Source organism: Paractinoplanes toevensis (assembly GCF_018332695.1).
Classification (GTDB): domain Bacteria; phylum Actinomycetota; class Actinomycetes; order Mycobacteriales; family Micromonosporaceae; genus Actinoplanes; species Actinoplanes toevensis.
This window is the reverse complement of the sequence record NZ_BOQN01000071.1, coordinates 1-17,575: the sequence shown is the minus strand read 5'-3', so window position 1 is coordinate 17,575 and position 17,575 is coordinate 1. Positions and strand designations below refer to the sequence as shown.

16 protein-coding genes and 1 pseudogene are annotated in these 17,575 nt (G+C 70.7%); 8 read left to right on the top strand and 9 right to left on the bottom strand.

Annotated elements, in window-relative coordinates:
• Positions 1 to 22 precede the first annotated feature (22 nt).
• From Ato02nite_RS28015 to Ato02nite_RS28000, 4 genes are read right to left on the bottom strand one after another with little or no spacing between them, the layout of a single operon-like run.
• Positions 23 to 1,057 carry a LuxE/PaaK family acyltransferase gene (locus Ato02nite_RS28015; protein ID WP_213009630.1) on the bottom strand — a complete coding sequence of 345 codons (1,035 nt, stop codon included), beginning with the start codon at positions 1,055 to 1,057 and terminating at the stop codon, positions 23 to 25.
• Positions 1,054 to 2,280, bottom strand: a complete 1,227-nt coding sequence (locus Ato02nite_RS28010; protein WP_246607483.1) for an AMP-binding protein — start codon at positions 2,278 to 2,280, stop codon at positions 1,054 to 1,056. Before Ato02nite_RS28010 ends, Ato02nite_RS28015 begins: the two co-directional genes overlap by 4 nt.
• The gene (locus Ato02nite_RS28005; RefSeq protein WP_213009629.1) at positions 2,277 to 3,011 is read right to left on the bottom strand and encodes an SDR family NAD(P)-dependent oxidoreductase; all 735 of its coding nucleotides are present in this window, start codon (positions 3,009 to 3,011) and stop codon (positions 2,277 to 2,279) included. Before Ato02nite_RS28005 ends, Ato02nite_RS28010 begins: the two co-directional genes overlap by 4 nt.
• Complete coding sequence (locus Ato02nite_RS28000; protein WP_213009628.1) at positions 3,004 to 3,267, bottom strand: acyl carrier protein; 264 nt, start codon at positions 3,265 to 3,267, stop codon at positions 3,004 to 3,006. The genes Ato02nite_RS28005 and Ato02nite_RS28000 overlap by 8 nt, the downstream gene beginning before the upstream one ends.
• A 187-nt stretch (positions 3,268 to 3,454) precedes the next feature.
• Between Ato02nite_RS28000 and pseB the strand changes: the two genes are divergently transcribed.
• The 4 genes from pseB to Ato02nite_RS27980 are packed head-to-tail and all read left to right on the top strand — an operon-like array spanning position 3,455 to position 7,306.
• Entirely contained in the window at positions 3,455 to 4,441 is a 987-nt protein-coding gene (pseB, locus tag Ato02nite_RS27995) for a UDP-N-acetylglucosamine 4,6-dehydratase (inverting) (RefSeq protein ID WP_246607482.1), read from the top strand.
• Positions 4,441 to 5,565: a DegT/DnrJ/EryC1/StrS family aminotransferase gene (locus Ato02nite_RS27990; RefSeq protein ID WP_213009626.1), complete on the top strand. Its 1,125-nt coding sequence runs from the start codon at positions 4,441 to 4,443 to the stop codon at positions 5,563 to 5,565. Before pseB ends, Ato02nite_RS27990 begins: the two co-directional genes overlap by 1 nt.
• A 5-nt stretch (positions 5,566 to 5,570) precedes the next feature.
• Entirely contained in the window at positions 5,571 to 6,296 is a 726-nt protein-coding gene (locus Ato02nite_RS27985; protein WP_213009625.1) for a cytidylyltransferase domain-containing protein, read from the top strand.
• On the top strand, positions 6,293 to 7,306 hold the full coding sequence (locus tag Ato02nite_RS27980; RefSeq protein WP_213009624.1) for a PseG/SpsG family protein: 1,014 nt from the start codon (positions 6,293 to 6,295) through the stop codon (positions 7,304 to 7,306). Before Ato02nite_RS27985 ends, Ato02nite_RS27980 begins: the two co-directional genes overlap by 4 nt.
• On the opposite strand, the gene Ato02nite_RS27975 is transcribed toward Ato02nite_RS27980, so the two are convergent.
• The 3 genes and pseudogenes from Ato02nite_RS27975 to Ato02nite_RS27965 all read right to left on the bottom strand — a co-directional run bounded on the left by Ato02nite_RS27975 (position 7,284) and on the right by Ato02nite_RS27965 (position 8,997).
• On the bottom strand, positions 7,284 to 8,297 hold the full coding sequence (locus Ato02nite_RS27975) for an NADPH:quinone reductase (protein ID WP_213009623.1): 1,014 nt from the start codon (positions 8,295 to 8,297) through the stop codon (positions 7,284 to 7,286). The two genes, Ato02nite_RS27980 and Ato02nite_RS27975, sit on opposite strands and share 23 nt — an antisense overlap.
• A gap of 10 nt (positions 8,298 to 8,307) precedes the next feature.
• Positions 8,308 to 8,658 (bottom strand): annotated as a pseudogene (locus Ato02nite_RS27970) (HipA domain-containing protein); the annotation flags it as partial.
• Positions 8,659 to 8,736: 78 nt separating this feature from the next.
• The gene (locus tag Ato02nite_RS27965) at positions 8,737 to 8,997 is read right to left on the bottom strand and encodes a helix-turn-helix domain-containing protein (RefSeq protein WP_213009622.1); all 261 of its coding nucleotides are present in this window, start codon (positions 8,995 to 8,997) and stop codon (positions 8,737 to 8,739) included.
• A 164-nt stretch (positions 8,998 to 9,161) separates the two neighbouring features.
• On the opposite strand from Ato02nite_RS27965, the gene Ato02nite_RS27960 reads away from it, so the two are divergent.
• Both Ato02nite_RS27960 and Ato02nite_RS27955 read left to right on the top strand, forming a co-directional pair.
• Entirely contained in the window at positions 9,162 to 9,653 is a 492-nt protein-coding gene (locus Ato02nite_RS27960) for a response regulator transcription factor (protein ID WP_213009621.1), read from the top strand.
• 19 nt (positions 9,654 to 9,672) lie between these two features.
• On the top strand, positions 9,673 to 11,151 hold the full coding sequence (locus Ato02nite_RS27955; RefSeq protein ID WP_213009620.1) for a DHA2 family efflux MFS transporter permease subunit: 1,479 nt from the start codon (positions 9,673 to 9,675) through the stop codon (positions 11,149 to 11,151).
• Here Ato02nite_RS27955 and Ato02nite_RS27950 read toward each other — a convergent pair.
• Both Ato02nite_RS27950 and Ato02nite_RS27945 read right to left on the bottom strand, forming a co-directional pair.
• Positions 11,135 to 12,166, bottom strand: a complete 1,032-nt coding sequence (locus Ato02nite_RS27950) for a S66 family peptidase (RefSeq protein ID WP_213009619.1) — start codon at positions 12,164 to 12,166, stop codon at positions 11,135 to 11,137. The two genes, Ato02nite_RS27955 and Ato02nite_RS27950, sit on opposite strands and share 17 nt — an antisense overlap.
• A 7-nt stretch (positions 12,167 to 12,173) precedes the next feature.
• Positions 12,174 to 12,797 (bottom strand): helix-turn-helix transcriptional regulator, encoded by a 624-nt coding sequence (locus Ato02nite_RS27945; protein ID WP_213009618.1) that lies wholly within the window; start codon positions 12,795 to 12,797, stop codon positions 12,174 to 12,176.
• A 244-nt stretch (positions 12,798 to 13,041) separates the two neighbouring features.
• Between Ato02nite_RS27945 and Ato02nite_RS27940 the strand changes: the two genes are divergently transcribed.
• A complete protein-coding gene (locus tag Ato02nite_RS27940) occupies positions 13,042 to 16,332 on the top strand; it encodes an ATP-binding protein (RefSeq protein WP_213009617.1) in 3,291 nt (1,096 codons plus the stop codon).
• Between the two features lie 117 nt (positions 16,333 to 16,449).
• A complete protein-coding gene (locus tag Ato02nite_RS27935; protein ID WP_213009616.1) occupies positions 16,450 to 17,526 on the top strand; it encodes an ABC transporter substrate-binding protein in 1,077 nt (358 codons plus the stop codon).
• Positions 17,527 to 17,575: the final 49 nt, after the last annotated feature.

The window sequence follows — 17,575 nt, the reverse complement described above, 5'->3', positions numbered from 1 at the left end:
TCCTGACGCTCGCTTCGCTCGGTCATGCCGCCTCCCGGTACGTGTCGGAGCAGCCGCGCGCCTCGGCCCGGGGCAGTCGCCCGAGCACCGAGAAGCGTTTGCCGGGCCAGTCGCCGTCGTCGATGCCGTGCACCACGCCGAGGTCTTCGGTCAGCAGCACGTGCCCGGGGTACGAGGTGGGCAGCGTGCTCAGCACCTCGAGCAGGCCGGGCTCGCCGGGCGGGAGTTCCCGCCAGGTCTGCGGGTCGCGAACGACCACGTCGGCGAAGTCGGGGCAGTAGAGCGAGCCACCCGAGGGTCCTTCCAGGAAGACCGTGCCGATCTGCTCGACCATGCCGTAGTAGTTGTGCACGTTGGTCAGGCCTACCCCGGCCAGGCGCTCGCGAAATTCTGACGGTGAGACGGCCTGGTCGATCAGCTTCTTCCAGCCGCCGGAGTGGATCAGGATGCCGTTGCTCAGATCGAGCCCGTTGTCCCGGGCGACCTCGTAGAGGTGCAGCCAGACCAGGTAGGTGAAGCCGAAGATCAGGAACGGCTGGGCGCCGTGCTTCTCCAGGAAACCGCGGATGGCGTCGAGGTCGACCTGCCCGTCGTTGTCGAGCGCCCACACGTGGTCGCGCCCGAAGGTGGACATGCCGAGCACGCCGGCGCCGCGGGCCGAGAACGAGCGGCGGTCCTTGAGCATCGCTTTGGTGTCGACCAGCAGCATCGGCAGCCGTTTGGGGCCGAGCACGGTCTGCACGGTGGCGCCGAGCCGGCGGGTCTGTTCGGCGGCCGCGTGCTTGTCCAGGTAGATCTTGCTGACCTCGCCGGTGGTGCCGCTCGAGGTCAGCACCTTGAAGACCTCGTCGTCCGGGATGCTTTTGAGCTCGAGGTTCTTGAACAGCCGGACCGGCAGCCAGGGCAGGTCGGCGACCGTCTCCGCCTTCTCGAAGCCGGCGGCGGCCAGGATCCGGGCGTAGGGCTCGCAGGCCAGGCGGTGATGCTCGGTCAGGGCCGAAAGCTGCGACACCAGCGCCGCTTCCTTGGCCGCCTGCGGAAGGGTGAAGACACTCACAGCGACGCCTCCAGGGCGCGGTAATCGACCTTGCCGGTGGGGAGCAGCGGCAGCGATTCGATGCTACGTACGACCACGCCGGAGAAATGTGTCCCGAGCCACTCGGAGATCTTCGTGCGCAGGTCCCGGGCCTCGTCATCGGTGGCGCCGAGGGCGAAGACGGTGAGCTTGTCGTCGCCGGCCACCGCGGTGACCGGGAAGTTCTTCTCCACGTCGTCCAGGTTGATCCGGACGCCGAAGACCTTGCCCATCCGCTTGATCCGGCCGGTGATGAACAGGAAGCCCTCGTCGTCGAGCCGCCCGAGATCACCGGTGCGCAGCACGCCGTCCATCTCGTCGCCCTTGGCCAGATCGGCGGCGGTGTCGGCGTACCCCATCATGACGTTGGGGCCGTGATAGACGACCTCGCCGTCGGGCGCGATCGCGAAGCGGCCGCCCGGCAGCGCCAGCCCGACCGAGCCGAGCTTCTCGGCCAGGCGCGCGGGCGGCAGGGTGGCCATCCGCGGTGCGGCCTCGGTCTGGCCGTACATCACGTAGAGCGAACCGCCGACTGTCGCCATCCGGTCGGCGAAGTCGGTAACCAGCTCGGCGCGCAATCGCCCGCCGGCCTGGGTGAGCTTGCGCAGCGCCGGGTATTTCGCCGGGTCGAAGCGCAGCCGGCGCAGCATCTCGTACTGGTACGGCACGAAGGCCATCGACGTGACGTTGTGCTCGACCGCCGCGGTCCAGAAGTCGCGCTGCATGATGCCGGTGCGCTCGAGGATCACCGTGGCGCCGCGCAGCAGATGCGAATTCAGGACCGACATGCCGTACGAGTAGAAGAGCGGCAGCGTCGTGATCGCGACGTCGTCCGCGGTGATGTCGAGGACGTCGGCGATCTGGCGAGCGTTGGCCAGCACCGCGCCGGCGGAGAGCCGCACCAGCTTGGGGTTGCCGGTCGATCCACTGGTGGTGAGCAGCAGTGCGAGGTCGGGATGCACGTCGTCGGTGGCGAACCGCTCGGCCCAGTGCGTGTTGTCGCCATCGGGGTCGAGCAGCACGACCGGGCGCCCCACAAGCAACGCGGCCAGATAGCGCGCTATATCCGAAATGGTCGTCGAGAAGGGCAGGAAGACCGCGCCACCCGGCCCGAGTTCTTCAGCGGCGGCGTCAACCATCGAGGCCGTGAGCGTTTCGCCGGTCGCGGCGTCGATCACGCGCGCGCCAGGGTGGAGCAGGTTCACAGCGTCAATCCTCCGTCGACGCCCAGCACCTGGCCGGTCACGAACCGGGCCTGCTCGGAGAGGAGGAAAGCGATCACGTCGGCGACCTCGTCGGCCTCGCCGAGGCGGCCCAGCGCGGTGTCGCCGATCCGTTCCGCGCGCCCCTTCTCGTCGAGCGAGTCCAGCATGTCGGTGGCGATGAAACCCGGCTCGACGGCGTTGACCCGGATCCCCTGCGGGCCGAACTCCTTGGCGGCTGATTTGGCCAGGGCCGCCACGGCGGCCTTCGACGCGGCGTAGACGGCCTGGCCGGCGATGCCGCGCGTCGCGGTGATCGACGACACCAAAACCACTGCGGGGGTACGCCCACGGGCGAGCAGCCGGGCCGCGCCGCGCAGGGTGTACGCCGCTCCGGCCGAGTTGACCGCGAACAGCCGCTGGATGGTGGCGTCGTCGATCATGCCGAGCATCCCGGCGGCGTGCGTGCCGGCGTTGACCACGAGCGCGTCGAGCCGCTTGAAGTTGGTGAACGCCAGCTGCATGAGCGCCTTGCTGGTGGCCGGGTCGCCGATGTCACCGCTGCCGGTGAACACCGTCCCGCCGAATTTCCCGGCAAGCTCTTCACCTACCGCGACGACGGCGTCGCCGTGCCCGTGCAGCACGAGGTCGTAGCCGCGCTCGGCGAGCTTCGTCGCGGTGGCCCGGCCAATTCCGCGGGAGGCCCCGGTTACCAAGGCCACCCGATCATTCATTGCCATCTAGCCTTTCGAGGTTGGCCACCCCGTATTTACCGAGAATTCGCACAGCCTCCGCGAAGCTCGACAAGTTGATCACGTCATCGGTGTCAATCATGACGGAGAACTCATCCTCGATGGTCGCAATCAGCGACATGTGCGCGAGGGAATCCCACTTCTCGTTGTCCTGATACTGCAGGTCATCCACGGGCGCATCCGCCGGCAGATCCAGGGCGGCTCGGAAGGCTTCCCGCAGTCTCTGCAGCTCAGTCACAGGTTGCTCCAAGTCGGGGTCGATAGAGGCTTCCTACCTTCTTACAGCCTGATGATCCCCGTGACCAATCTCGTCTTAACTCGAGTTGAACGGTTGTTGTCCTTTTTAATCTGCCCTGGAAATGGCGCCGATCGTGGTTATGCTTCCGCCTCGTACTGCCTTATGGCCCACCCCCGGGAGCTCAATCGTGTCTGAAATCAGCGGGTCCTCGATCCTCATCACCGGTGGCACCGGATCGTTCGGGAAGGCGTTTCTCGACCACGCCCTCAACCACCTGGATCCGGCCCGCATCGTCGTCTTCTCCCGGGACGAGCTGAAGCAGTACGAGGTCCGCCAGATGTTCGGTGACGACCGTCGCCTCCGCTTCTTCCTCGGCGACATCCGCGACCGCGACCGCCTGGCCCGCGCCATGCACGGCGTCGACTACCTCGTGCACGCGGCCGCGCTCAAGCAGGTCGACACCGCCGAGTACAACCCGTCCGAGTTCGTGAACACGAACATCAACGGGTCGCAGAACGTGATCGACGCCGCGATCAACGCCGGCGTGAAGAAGGTCGTCGCGCTCTCCACCGACAAGGCGTCCAGCCCGATCAACCTGTACGGCGCCACCAAGCTGGTCGCCGACAAGCTGTTCATCGCCGGCAACCACTACGCCGCCACTCACCCGACCCGCCTGTCGGTGGTCCGCTACGGCAACGTGATGGGCAGCCGCGGCTCGGTCGTGCCGCTGTTCCGCAAGCTGGCCGCCAACAGCCAGAGCCTGCCGATCACCGACAAGCGGATGACCCGCTTCTGGATCACGCTGCCGGCCGCGGTGAAGTTCGTGGTCGACTCGTTCGACCGGATGGAGGGCGGCGAGCTGTTCGTGCCGCGCATCCCGAGCATGCGCATCATGGACCTGGTCGAGGCGGTCGCCCCCGGGTCACCCACGCACGAGACCGGCATCCGCCCCGGCGAGAAGCTGCACGAAGAGATGATCGCCTCCGACGACAGCCGCCGCACCCTTCGCTTCCCGGACCGTTATGTGGTGCAGCCGGTCGCCGCGAGCTGGGGCTACCGGGCCCCGGTCGGCGGCGACGAGGTCGCCGACGGCTTCAACTACCGGTCCGACAACAACGACCTGTGGCTCTCCGTCGACGACATGCGTGCGCTGATCGAGGCCGAGGAGAAGTGATGCTGCCGTACGGACGGCAGTCGATCGACCGGTCCGACGTCGAGGCGGTGCTCGCGGCTCTCGGCAGCGACTGGCTGACCACCGGCCCGCGGGTGGCCCAGTTCGAGGCGGACGTCGAGGCGGTGGCCGGTGCCCCGGCGGTGACGGTCACCAACGGCACGACGGCGCTGCACACGGCGTACGCGGCGGCCGGGGTCGGCCCCGGCGATGAGGTCGTCACCACCCCGATGACGTTCGTGGCCACCGCTTCCTGCGCCAACCTGCTCGGCGCCACGGTGATCTTCGCGGACGTCGAGGACGAGACCGCCAACCTGGACCCGGCCGCGGTCGAGGCGGTGGCCACGGCCCGCACCCGGGTGATCGCGGCGGTCGATTACGCCGGCCATCCGGCCGAGTACGACCCGCTCCGCAAGATCGCCGAGCGGGTGGACGCCGTGCTGGTCGGCGATGCCGCGCACGCGATCGGCTCGACCTACCACGGCCGTCCGGTCGGCACGCTCGCCGACCTGACCACCTTCTCGTTCTTCCCGACCAAGAACCTGACCACCGCCGAGGGCGGCGCGGTCGCCTCCACCCGGCCCGACCTGCTGGCCCGGGCCCGCACGTTCCGCAACATCGGCATGGTCCGCGAACCCGATCGGCTGCGGAACCCGGACGAGGGCGGCTGGTACTACGAGGTGCAGTCGTTCGGGCTGAACTTCCGGCTCCCCGACCTGCTCTGCGCGCTGGGCAGCTCGCAGCTGGCCCGGCTGGCCGACTTCAAGGCCGCCCGCCAGCGGCTGACCGCGCGCTACGACGAGCTGCTCGCCGACGTGCCGGGCCTGCGCCTGCCGGTGCAGCGCGACGGCGTCGACCCGATGCGCCACCTCTACCCGGTGCGCGTCCTCGACGGCCGGCGGCGCGAGGTGTACGACCGGCTGCGCGCGGCCGGGATCGGCGTGCAGGTCAACTACATTCCGGTCTACTGGCACCCGGTCTACCAGGACCTGGGCTACCGCCGCGGCATGTGCCCGGTGGCCGAGGCGTTCTACGCCGAGCAGCTGTCGCTGCCGCTCTTCGTCGATCTCACCGACGCCGACCAGGACCGCGTCGTGGAGTCCCTGCGTCACATCCTGGGGAGTTAGCGGAAATGACCACGCTCGGCATCGTTCAAGCCCGGATGGACTCCTCCCGTCTGCCCGGCAAGGTTCTCCTGAAGCTCGGCGAGCGCAGCGTGCTCGAGCGCTGCGTGCGCGGCGCCCAGCTGAGCGGCGTCCTCGACGAGGTGGTGGTGGCCACCACCGTCGAGGAGACCGACGACGTGATCGTCGAGGAGTGCGCCCGGATCGGGGTGCCCTGCCACCGCGGGCCGGTCGACGACGTGCTCGCCCGGTTCCTGGGCGTGCTCGACGAGTACGACAGCGACATCGTGCTGCGATTCACCGCGGACAACCCGCTCGTCGACCCGGCGCTGATCGCCCGCGCCTACCGGGTCTTCGTGGCGGCCGGGGCCGACTACCTGACCACGTCGATCGCGCACACCCTGCCGCGCGGGATGGACGTCGAGATGGTCCGCACGCCGGTGCTGCGGGCGATCGACCCGCTCGCCACCGACCATCACCGGGTGCACGTCACGTCGTACATCTACACGCACGCCGACGACTTCGACGTGATCGGCCTGACCGTCCAGCCCGACCTGTCCCACCTGCGGCTGACCGTGGACACCGAGGACGACTGGAAGGTGGTCTCGGCGATCGTCGACCGGTTCGGCGACGAGCCGGTCCCGCTGCGCACGATCACCAACTGGCTGACCACCCGGCCCGACCTGGTCGAGCTGAACGCGCACGTCCTGCAGAAGGCCCTCGTGCAGGCGTGACGATCGTCGGGATTCGCTGCGACGCCGGTCCCCGCACCGGCGTCGGGCATCTGGTCCGGTGCGTGGCGCTCGCCGAGGAACTGGTCGCCCGTGACGTCGGGGTCCGCTTCCTGTCCGACCTCGGCGGTGTCGCCTGGGCCGAGGCCCAGCTCACCCAGCGCGGGCTGCCCTGGCATCCACCGCCGTTCGACCCGGTCGGCCTGGTGGCGGCGGTCGAGCGACTCGAACTCGACGCGCTGGTGATCGACTCGTACACGCTGCCGCCGCTGCACAGCGTGGCCGTCCGGAAGGCCGGTCGGCCGGTGCTGGCCATCGTGGACGGGGCCTTCCGCGGCCAGTCCGCCGACATCTACGTCGACCAGAACCTGGACTCGGTGATCACGGCCGAGGGGGTGGTCGGGCTGGCCGGGATCGACTACGCCTTGCTGCGCGGCTCGGTGCGCCAGTTGCGGCCACTGTCCGCGCCGGTGCACAGCTCCGTCCGTACGCCCAAGGTGGTGGCCTTTTTCGGCGGAACCGACGCCTACCGGGCGGCGCCGCAGGCGGCCGCCCTGCTCGCCGCGACCGGCGTGCCCTTCGACGCGACGATCATCGGCGCGAACGAGGATCTGCGGGCCGAACTGCGGACCGTGGCGGCCGGGCCGGGCCAGCGCTTCGAGATCATTCCACCCACCGACGACCTGCCGAAACTCCTGGCCGGCGCCGACCTGGCGGTCAGCGCCAGCGGCACCTCGACCTGGGAACTGCTGTGCCTCGGCCTGCCGTCCGCGCTGGTCTGGGTGGTCGACAACCAAATTCTTGGGTACGAGCGGACGATGGCTCGCGGCTTTGCGGCCGGGCTCGGGCAGCTCGGCCACCTCGGTCCGCCGGCCGTGGAAACACTGCGGGCGCTGCTCACCGACGCCGGCCTGCGCACCGCCCTGGCCGCCCGGGCGTGGGCGGCCGTGGACGGGCGCGGCGTCGAGCGGGTGGCCGACGCGCTGTTGTCTAGGGTTCGGTCACCTCGATGACGACCTTGCCGATCGCGTTCTGCTCGACGGCCTCGTGCGCGTCGCTCACCCGCTCGAACGGGAACCGCAGGATCGGCAGCCCGGCGTCCTCGCCGACCTTGAACACACCGGCGTTGACCGCCTCGGCGACCGCCGCGACCGCGTTGTCCTTCTCCTCGGTCGAGGTCGTGTAGGTCAGCACGAAGTCGAGGCTGACATTCTTGAGCATCGCCTTGAAGCTCGGGATCGTCACCTCGCCGGCCACGTAGATGGCGATGTTGCCGCCCGGGGCGATCACGCTGAGGTCGATGCGCAGGTTTTCCGTGTTGACCTCGACGACCACCTGCACCCCACCCGGGGCCAGCTCCTTGATTCGCGCGACCGCGTCCTCCTCGCGGTAGTTGATCACCGCGTCGGCTCCGGCCGCGACCGCGAGGTCGGCCTTCTCCTTGGAGCTGACCGTGGTCAGCACGGTCGCGCCGGCCCACTTGGCCAGCTGGATGGACGCGTTGCCGACCGCACCCGCACCACCGGCCACCAGCACCGTCCGCCCGTCGAGGGCGCCCGGCTCGAGGCGGGCCGGCCCGTCGCTGGCCAGAGTGAGGCAGCGGTGCGCGGTGAGCGCCGGAATGCCCAGGTCGGCGCCGACCTCGAACGGCACGTCCTCGTTCATCCGGACCACCTGGCGGCGGGGCAGCACCACGAACTCCTGGGCGGTCCCGTTCTCCCGGGCGTAACTGGCGTCCCAGACCCAGACCCGGTCACCCGGTTCGAGCCCGTGGACCCCATCACCCACGGCGTCGACGACGCCGGCGCCATCCTGGTTGGGCACCCGGGGCGGGCTCACCCCGTCCGGGACGCCGCGCCCCGCGCGGGTGCCGGTATCGGTCGGGTTGACGGCGGACAGCACGATCCGGACGCGGACCTCACCGGTCCCGACCGGCGGCACCTCCCGCTCGACGATCTGCAGGACGGCGGCGGGCCCGGGTTCTTCGAAGACAGCAGCACGCATAGACCCCACCCTAGGCCAGGTTTTTCCGGCACCGGGCGGCATGATTCTCGACGGCGGCGGCCAGCCGCTCCGGCAGCGCGGATTTCAAGGCAGCGACCGGGGTCGCGCTCGCCGCCTCCCGGAACGCCGCCGGCAGCCGGGCGGCCAGCTCGTCGATCCGCGCGACGGTCCGGTCCAGATCGAGGCCGTTCTGGCTTGCGAAGGCCCGCCAGCGCCGCCCGGTGATCGTCTCCACCCGGTACTCCGACCCGATCCGCATGGCCAGCCGGAGCCGCGGCAGGTACATGTCGCCGTAGGGCAGGCTGCTCGCCACGTCGTACAGCGGAGCGAGCCGAATCTGCCCGCCGGCCAGCAGCAGGGAGTAGTTCTTGGCGGTCCTCGCCGACGTGGGTGAGCAGCGCGAACGGGTTTCCGGCCGACACCTGGAACTCGCGGGTCATCACTGGCCTCCGAGCGAGTCGAGGTAGGCATCGAGATCAACCGCCGGGGTGGGCTCGGGGCGGCAGTCGAGGTAAAGGCCCAGCGCACCGACGATCTTGAAGACCAGGCCGATCTCGGCGGTGGGCTTGCCCGACTCCAGGTCGGAGAGCCAGCGGCGGCTGACCGTCGCGCGGGTGGCCAGGTCGGCCTGACTCAGCCCGGCGGCCCGTCGGCGGTCGCGCACGTAGAGGCCGAGATCCCGGGCGTTGCTGACACGCATGGCACCTCCCGCTGTGCGCGTACGCGCACATCCTAGCCGTTGTGCACGTACGCGCACAATCGCCTTGGTGTGCACGTACGTGCGCATCAGGGGAAACGGCTCAGTGGTTTCGGGCGGGTTGCCGAACATCAGGATGTTCGAGCTTTCCGTTCCTGGAGGCCCTCGTGTCAACCGTGCTCATCGCCGACGACGACGCCGACCACCGCGAGCTGCTCACCCTCGCGCTGCGCCGGGCCGGGCACGAGGTCGTCGCCGCCGAGGACGCCGCCTCCGCGATGGCCGCGCTGCGCGGTGGCGGCATCGACGCCGCGCTGCTCGACGTGCGGATGCCCGGCGAGTCCGGCATCGAGCTGTGCCGCCGGTTGCGATCCGAGCCGGCCACCGCGCTCCTGCCGGTGATGCTGATCAGCGCCGACGTCAACGACCAGCGGATCCTCGCCGCCCTGGACGCCGGCGCCGACGACTACCTGACCAAGCCGTTCCAGCGCGCCGAGCTCTGCGCCCGCCTGGACGGCCTGATCCTGCGCAGGCCGTACCTGGCCGGCCAGGCGAGCGTGTCGGCGGCTGTGGCGAGCGCGGCCTTCCGGCCATCCACCCGAGCCGTACGCCCGACCGCCACCCACGCTTCGGAGCCGCGCAGCCACACCGTGGCCTGACCGCGCGTAGCCTCGGCGCATGGCCCAGGACGAGTTGATCAAATACCGCAGCGCAACCGGCCGCTGGGTCCTGCTGGCCACCGTGCTCGGCACCAGCCTGGCCTTCGTCGACGCCACGGTGGTGAACATCGCGCTGCCCGAGATCGGGCGCAGCCTGTCCGCCGAGGCGTCCGGCCTGCAGTGGACCGTCAACGGGTACGCGTTGAGCCTGGCCTCGCTGATCCTGCTGGGCGGGTCGCTGGGTGACCGGTTCGGCCGCAAGCGCGTCTTCATGATCGGCATCGCCTGGTTCGCCACCGCCTCGCTGCTGTGCGGGCTGGCGCCGAACATCGAGCTGCTGATCGGCGCCCGGGTGCTGCAGGGCATCGGCGGCGCCCTGCTCACCCCGGGAGCGCTGGCGATCCTGGAGGCGTCCTTCATCCGCGACGACCGGGCCCGGGCGATCGGCGCCTGGTCGGGGCTGGGCGGCATCGGCGGTGCGGCCGGGCCGTTCCTCGGCGGCTGGCTCGTCGAGGCCGGCAGCTGGCGCTACATCTTCCTGATCAACGTGCCGGTGGCCGCGTTCGTGCTGTGGGTCGCGGCCCGGCACGTACCGGAATCGCGTAACCCGTCGGCCGCTCGCCGGATCGACGTCGCCGGGGTGCTGACCGGCGCGGCCGGGCTGGGCGGGCTCACCTACGGTTTCACCGCGTGGCCGATGCGCGGCCCCGGCGATCCGGTGGTGCTGCTCGCGCTGGCCGTCGGGGTGGCCGGCCTGCTGGCGTTCGTGCTGGTCGAGCACCGGTCACCGGAGCCGATGGTGCCGCTGTCGATCTTCCGGACCACCGCGTTCGCGGGCGCCAACCTGGTGACCCTGCTGGTGTACGCGGCGAACGGCGGCGTCTTCTTCCTGGTCGTGATCAATCTGCAGGTGGTGGCCGGGTTCACGCCGCTGGCCGCCGGCATCGCGATGCTGCCGGCGACCGTGCTGATGCTGTTCCTGTCGTCCCGCTCGGGCGCGCTGGGGCAGCGGATCGGACCGCGGATCCCGATGACCGTCGGGCCGCTGGTGTGCGCGGTGGCGCTGGTGCTGATGTCGATGATCGGGCCGGGCACGTCCTACCTGACCGGCGTGCTGCCCGCGGTGATCATCTTCGGGCTGGGCCTGTCCCTGCTGGTCGCGCCGCTGACGTCGACGGCGCTGGGTTCGCTGGACGACGCGTACGCGGGAATCGCCTCCGGGGTGAACAACGCGGTGGCCCGCGCGGCCGGTCTGCTGTCGGTGGCGATCCTGCCGCTCGCGGCCGGTCTCGGGGCTGGCAGCCTGACCGTTTCCGACCAGCTGCACCCGGTCTACCGGCACGCGATGTTGATCTGCGCGGGGCTGATGGCGAGCGGCAGCGTGATCGCGTTCATCCTGATCCCGAGTCGGCTGGCCGCCCACGTGCCGGCCGACACGTTCTGCGACCCGTGCTCCCCGCCGCTGCGGCGGGCGGACGCCGTCAAAAGTGCGCGATGATCCGCCGGGCCGGGCCGTCGATGGTCATCCGGCCGCCGTACGGGAGGATCCACTGCGGGGCCGTGTGTCCGAAATCGACACCGAAGACGGCCATCGCCGACGGATGGTAGGCGGCTAGCGCGCGAATGACCGCTTCCCGCTGTTCGTCCCGATACCGGGCCCGCTCCGACTGCGGCGGCCGGTTGCCGATGTTGCTGGCCTTGGCGGTGGCGACGACGACCGCCGGGAACTGCTGCAACAGGCCACGCTCGCCGGCGTTGCGCAGCATCCGGAACACCTCGTCGGCCGGCGGCATCTCCTCCGAGGTCTCCAGCAGCAGGATCGAGCCGGCGTAGGAGTCGGACGGCCCGATCCACCGGTTCGCGGCCAGGTTCCAGTGCAGGATCTCCAGGTTGCCGCCCCAGGTCGGCCCGGTGACCACCCGGTCGGCCCGGTGCCACCCGAAGCCCGGGCTCGGGATCTTCGGCACCGAGGTGGTGAGCGACACCGGGTCGGCCCAGCTCATCTCCTCGTCGCTGAAGGCGGCGACCGGCGTGATCTCCAGATCGGTCGTCTCGAAGAGCGCGGCCCGCAGCGACGCCAGGTGCTCGGGGTCGACCGCGCCACCCCGCGCGAGGTGCACCATCGTGGAGCCGCCGTGGTAGCCGGCCACGCCGTGCCGCCACAGCCAGTTGAGCAGGTTGGTGTTGTCCGAGTAACCGAAGAAGGGCTTCGGGTCGGCCCGGAACGGCGCCGGGTCGAGGTGCGGCAGCACGGTGATCTGGTCGTCACCGCCGATCGTGGCGAAGACGGCCCGGATGCTCGGGTCGCGGTAGGCGGCCATGAGATCGGCCGCCCGCTCTTTCGGCTGGCCCTGCCGGCGAGTGGTGGGAAACTCCACCGGCTCGAGTTCGAGCAGGTCACGGATGCGGCTCAGGGCCAGGTCGTGGGTGGCCGGAAACGTGCCCGGCCCGGCCCACGACGGCGAGACGACGGCGACCCGGTCACCACGCTGAAGTTTTGGGGGGTTTTCCACCCCGGTATCAGATCATCCCGGCCCGCAGGGCGTAGGCCACCGCGTGCGAGCGGTTGCGCAGCTTCAGCCGGTGGGTCACGCCGTAGATGACGTTCTTGACGGTCCGCTCCGAGTAGCAGAGCTTCCCGGCAATCTCGTTGGTGTCGAAGCCGTCCGCCATCAGCCGCAGCACGTCGATCTCCCGCGGGGTCAGCCCCGACGCGTTCAGCCCGTTCGGCGCCAGCACGTCCCGCTGCATCCGCTCGACCTGCTTGAGCAGCTCGCCGACCAGGTTCGGGGGCATCACCCCGCCACCGGCCGCGGCGGCCCGCACGCTGTGCGCCAGCCGCTCGGCGGTGACCGCCGAGCGCGGCAGGATGCCCACCACCCGGCACTCCACCGCGGTCATCAGCTCGGCCTCGAGGATCTCCTGGCAGACCAGCACGATCGGCGCACTCACGTCGGCGCCGGTGCGGCGCAGGGCCGCCACCACGTCCGGGGTCAGCCGCTCGGCCGCCGCGACCAGCACGTCGGCATCGTGCCGCTGGTTGCTGCGCAGCACCACCATGTCGTTCCGGAACTGGAGCAGCGCGGCCAACCCGGCATGACTGACCGGATCCATCGCCTGCAACGCGACCTTCACCTGTTCCACGGCCCGCTCCTCCCACGAGTGCCCACGAGTTCCTCGAGGTGTGGGAGCAAGTGTCGGAAAAGGTTCTTCAGAGAACCTTCAGAGATTCTTCAGGGCGTGATAGAGGCCGATAGGCCAGTTCACCAGGGGGTCGTCGGGCGGGGAAGGGCTGTGCCGGAGGACTGCCCGTAAGGACGGTTTCTGTTATCCATTGACACCCGGCCCGTCTCCCTCGAAGTTGAGGACACCCGACCCGGGAGGACACGTGCCGGAAGTCTTGCGCGTCAGCGTGCTCGGGCCGGTCCGTGCCTGGATCGCCGACCGGGAGATCGAGCTGGGTGCGGCCCGGCAGCGCGCGGTGTTCGCGGTGCTCGCCGCGCACGCCGGCCGGCTCGTCGGCCGGGATGAGCTGATCACGGCGATCTGGGGCGACTCGCCGCCGGCCACCGCAGCCGGCAGCGTCTACACGTACGTGTCGGGCCTGCGCCGGGCCCTGCCGCCGGGCCTGCTGACCACCGCCTCGGGCGGTTACCTGCTCCGGGTCGAGCCGGCCGACCTGGACGCGGCCCGGTTCCAGCAGTTGCGGTCGGCCGCGGCGGAGCTGATGCACGCCGGTGACGACCGGGCCGCCGCCGAGCGACTGGACGAGGCGCTCGAACTGTGGCGCGGTGACGCGTACGCGACGCTGGCCGGCCCGTTCCTGGAGCTGGACCGGCAGCGCCTGGCCGAGCTGCGGCTGAGCACCGCCGAGCAGCGGGCCCGGCTCCTGCTCGACCGGGGCGGTGATGACGGCCTGATCGCCGAGCTCACCGGCCTGGTCAAAGACAACCCGCTGCACGAGCCGCTGCACGAGTTGCTGATGCGCGCGCTGCACCGGGCCGGCCGGCACGCCGAGGCCCTCGAGGTGTTCCGCGCGGCCCGCCGCACGCTGGTCGCCGAGCTGGGCATCGAGCCGGGCCCGGCTCTGCAGGAGTTGCAGCGGCAGGTGCTGGCCGGCTCGGCCGAGCAACCGGCCGCGCTGCCGGTGCCCGAGCCGCTGCGCACGGTGGTGCCGACCGCGGTGGCGAAGGCGTTGCGGGACGGCCTCACCAATCGGGGCTGGTTCGGTCGCGAGGCCGAGGTCGATCACCTGCGGGGTCTGGTGCGGCAGGTGGCGGCCGGTGCCGGCGGGTCGATCTGGATCGAGGGTGAGCCGGGCATCGGCAAGACCGAGCTGCTGACCCACGCGTTCGCCGACGCGGCCCGCTGCGGTTGCCGGGTGGCCTGGGGTGCGGCCGATCAGCTCGGCTCCCGCGTACCCCTGCAGGTGTTGTCCCGGGCCCTCGGCCTGGAATCCGCCTCCCGCCGCCCGCGCAGCCCGGTCGCCGAGCCGGAGGTGGCCGAGGACCAGATCGTCGCCTCGGTCCGGGCCGCCTGCGCCGCGACGCCGCTGATCCTGATCGTCGACGACATGCAGTGGGCCGACAGCGCCACGGTCCGGGTGTGGGAACGGCTGCAGGGCCTGGTCGGCCGGCTGCCGTTGCTGCTGGTCGCGGCCGCCCGCGCCACCGATCGCCCGCGGCACACGCCGGGCCTGCGGCTCGGCCCGCTCCCGGCCGCCGACCTCGACCGCCTGGTGGCGGCGCAGGTCGGTGCCCCGCCCGGCCCGAACCTGCGGGCGCTGGTGACCCGGTCGGGCGGCAACCCGCTGTTCGCCCGGGAACTCGTCGGCGCGCTGCGGCAGCGGGACGTCATCGAGGTCGCCGGGGGCCGCGCCGACATCGGCCCGGACGTCACCGTGGCACCGCCGCGCACCCTGCTCGCGGCCGTGCACTCCACTCTGGACCTGCTCTCCGGGCCGACCCGCGAGGTGCTGCGGCTGGCCGCGCTGCTCGGGGCCGAGTTCTCGGTGAGCGAGGTGGTCGCGGTGACCGGCCGGTCGGCGCTCGACCTGGTCGGCGCGCTGGAGGAGGCGCTGACCGCGAACGTGCTGGTGGACAGCGGCACCGACCTCGCGTTCCGGCACGGATACCTGCGGCAGGCGCTGGTCCAGAGCGTTCCGCCGGCGCTGCGGGCCGGGCTGCACCGGCACGCGGCCGAGGTGCTCGCGGCCGGCGGCAGCTCGGTCACCCGGGTCGCCGAGCAGCTCAACGCGGAGACCCCGGCGGTCGACACCTGGGTGCTGAATTGGCTGCTCGCACACCACGCCGAGGTGATCCGGCGTACCCCGCAGATCGCGGCCGACCTGATCCGCCGCGCGCTGCGCACCGACCTGCCGTCGGCGGCGCAGCGCGGCGTGCTGCTGGTCGCCCTGGTCCGTCTCGAGTTCCGCCGCGACCGTTACCCGATGACCGAGGCCGAGGAGGCGATGAGCCTCGCCACCGACCCGGCCGACCGGGCCGAGATGCGTCACCTGCTGGCGACCATGCGCTACCGGCGGGGCGAGTCGGCCGAGGCGGTGGCGATGCTGCGGGAGGCCGTCGACGACCCGCGGGTGCCGACGATCTGGCAGACCCGGCACCGGGTGCTGCTGGCCAACTTCCGCCGCGGCGACCTCGACGACCTGGATCAGGCCGAGAAGCGGGCGGAGGCGGTGCGCGCCGAGGCGGAGGCGGCCGGCCAGCCGTACGAGACGGCGTTCGCGCTCCAGACGATCTGGCTGACCAGCTCGATCCGCCGTGATCACGAACGCGCCCTGGACCACGTCGACCGCGCGCTGGCCGTGGTCAAGGGCCGCGACGACCTCACCGGGACGTACTTCGACCTGCTCGACAATCGGCTCTTCTCGCTGCAAAATCTGGACCGCCTGGACGAGGCGCAGCGCACCCTGCGGACCGCCGCCGAGTTCGCGGCCGCGCACCGCCTGGCGGCGAACATGCAGGTCGCGACGGCGGTGCAGGACTACTGGCTGGGCCGGTGGGACGACGCGCTGGCCGAGGTGTCGGCGGTGACCGAGGACGGCCCGGGCATCCTGTTCCACGGCCTGCGCGAGCCGGGCGCGGTGACCATGCTGATGCACGGGGTGGCCGCGCTGATCGCGCTGCACCGGGACGCCCGCGACCTGGCCGCCGCGCACCTGGACGCGGCCGACGCGGTGCCGGCCAGCGAGGCGGAACGGGAGAACTGCGACTTCCTGCTGGTGGCCCGCGCGCTCGCGGCCGAGCAGGAGGGCCGGCCGGCTCTCGAATTGCTGGCGCCGCTGCTCCAGCCGTCGTACGCGCCGATGATGCTGCGCCACCAGTGGCTGCCCGACGTGCTGCGGCTCGCCCTGCGGGAGTCCCGGATGGACATCGCCGAGCGGGCCGCCGAGATCTGCGCGACCGAGGCCGCCAAGGAGGTGCGGCCGGCCCGCGCGCACGCCGCCCACCTGCGTTGCCAGGCTCTGCGCACCGGTGATCCGGCCCCGGCTCGGGAGGCCGCCGAGCACTACCGACGGGTGGGCCGCCGCTTCGAGCTGGCCGCGGCTCTCGAGGACGCGGCCGTGCTCAGCGGCGAGCGGCCGGACGAGGCGCTGCGCCTTTACACCTCGATGTCGGCGCGCTGGGACATGGCGCGCACATCGAACGCCGTCGTTTAATCCTTCGCACGGGACGGTCGGCGCGTGCGTCCTTGACAGGAAAAGTTCGATAGTGCGTGAATGTGTTTCCAGGCGGTTACTCCCCGATGTCTCATCACCGCTAAGGAGCACAAAATCATGGGTCTTTTGCGCCCAGCGGCCGCTACTCTCGGTGCGGCCCTACTAATTCTCAGTGCCGGAGCCTGCGCGAAATCCGAGGACGACGGTTCCTCCACGGGCTCCGCGGCCCCGGCCTCGGCCGGCGCCCAGGTCGTCGCATCGGCCTCGGCCGGCGCCGCCACCTGCACGATCGACCAGTACGGCGGCACCAAACTGGACCTCAAGACGGCCAAGGTCGGCTTCTCCCAGTCGGAGAAGGAGGCCAACCCGTTCCGTATTGCCGAGACCCAGTCCATCAAGGACGAGGCGGCCAAACTCGGCATCACCAACCTCACGACAACGAACGCAAACTCCCAGTTCAACAAGCAGATCAGCGATGTCGAGCAGATGATCGACTCGGGTGTGCAGCTGCTGGTGATCGCGCCGCTCAACTCGGACGGCTGGGATTCGGTGTTCGCCAAGGCGTCGGCCAAGAAGGTCCCGATCATCACGATCGACCGGAAGATCAACGCCACGCCCTGCAAGGACTACCTGACCTTCATCGGGTCGGACTTCGCTGAGCAGGGCAAACGCGCCGCCGACGAGATGGCCAAGTCGCTGGGCAACAAGGGCAAGGTGGCGATCCTGCTCGGCGCGCCCGGCAACAACGTGACCACGCTGCGCACCAGCGGCTTCAAGGACGAGATCGCCAAGGTCGCCCCGGACATCAAGATCGTCTTTGAACAGACGGGCAACTTCGCCCGCGAGGACGGGCAGAAAGTCGCCGAGCAGCTACTGCAGTCCAACCCGGACATCAACGGGATCTACGGCGAGAACGACGAGATGGCGCTCGGCGCCATCACGGCACTGAAGAGCGCCGGCAAGAAGGCCGGCGAGGTGAAGGTGGTGTCCATCGACGGCACCAAGGGCGCTGTGCAGGCCATTGTGGACGGCTGGGCGTCGGCCGTCATCGAATCCAACCCGCGCTTCGGGCCACTCTCCTTCGCCACGGCGCAGAAGTTCTTCGGCGGTGAGCCGGTCGACCAGGACGTCATCATCTCCGACCGGCAGTACAGCGAGGACAACGCCAAGGCGGACCTCGCAAGCGCGTACTGAGATCTCGGCGGCGGTGCGCGGCTGCGCACCGCCGCCGGTAAATGTTCGT

Excerpts from the sequence above, each read along its gene's own strand:
- Ato02nite_RS28005 (WP_213009629.1), bottom strand. The coding sequence starts at position 3,011 with ATGAATGATCGGGTGGCCTTGGTAACCGGGGCCTCCCGCGGAATTGGC.
- Ato02nite_RS27990 (WP_213009626.1), top strand. The coding sequence starts at position 4,441 with ATGCTGCCGTACGGACGGCAGTCGATCGACCGGTCCGACGTCGAGGCG.
- Ato02nite_RS27985 (WP_213009625.1), top strand. The coding sequence starts at position 5,571 with ATGACCACGCTCGGCATCGTTCAAGCCCGGATGGACTCCTCCCGTCTG.
- Ato02nite_RS27975 (WP_213009623.1), bottom strand. The coding sequence starts at position 8,297 with ATGCGTGCTGCTGTCTTCGAAGAACCCGGGCCCGCCGCCGTCCTGCAG.
- Ato02nite_RS27965 (WP_213009622.1), bottom strand. The coding sequence starts at position 8,997 with ATGCGTGTCAGCAACGCCCGGGATCTCGGCCTCTACGTGCGCGACCGC.
- Ato02nite_RS27955 (WP_213009620.1), top strand. The coding sequence starts at position 9,673 with ATGGCCCAGGACGAGTTGATCAAATACCGCAGCGCAACCGGCCGCTGG.
- Ato02nite_RS27935 (WP_213009616.1), top strand. The coding sequence starts at position 16,450 with ATGGGTCTTTTGCGCCCAGCGGCCGCTACTCTCGGTGCGGCCCTACTA.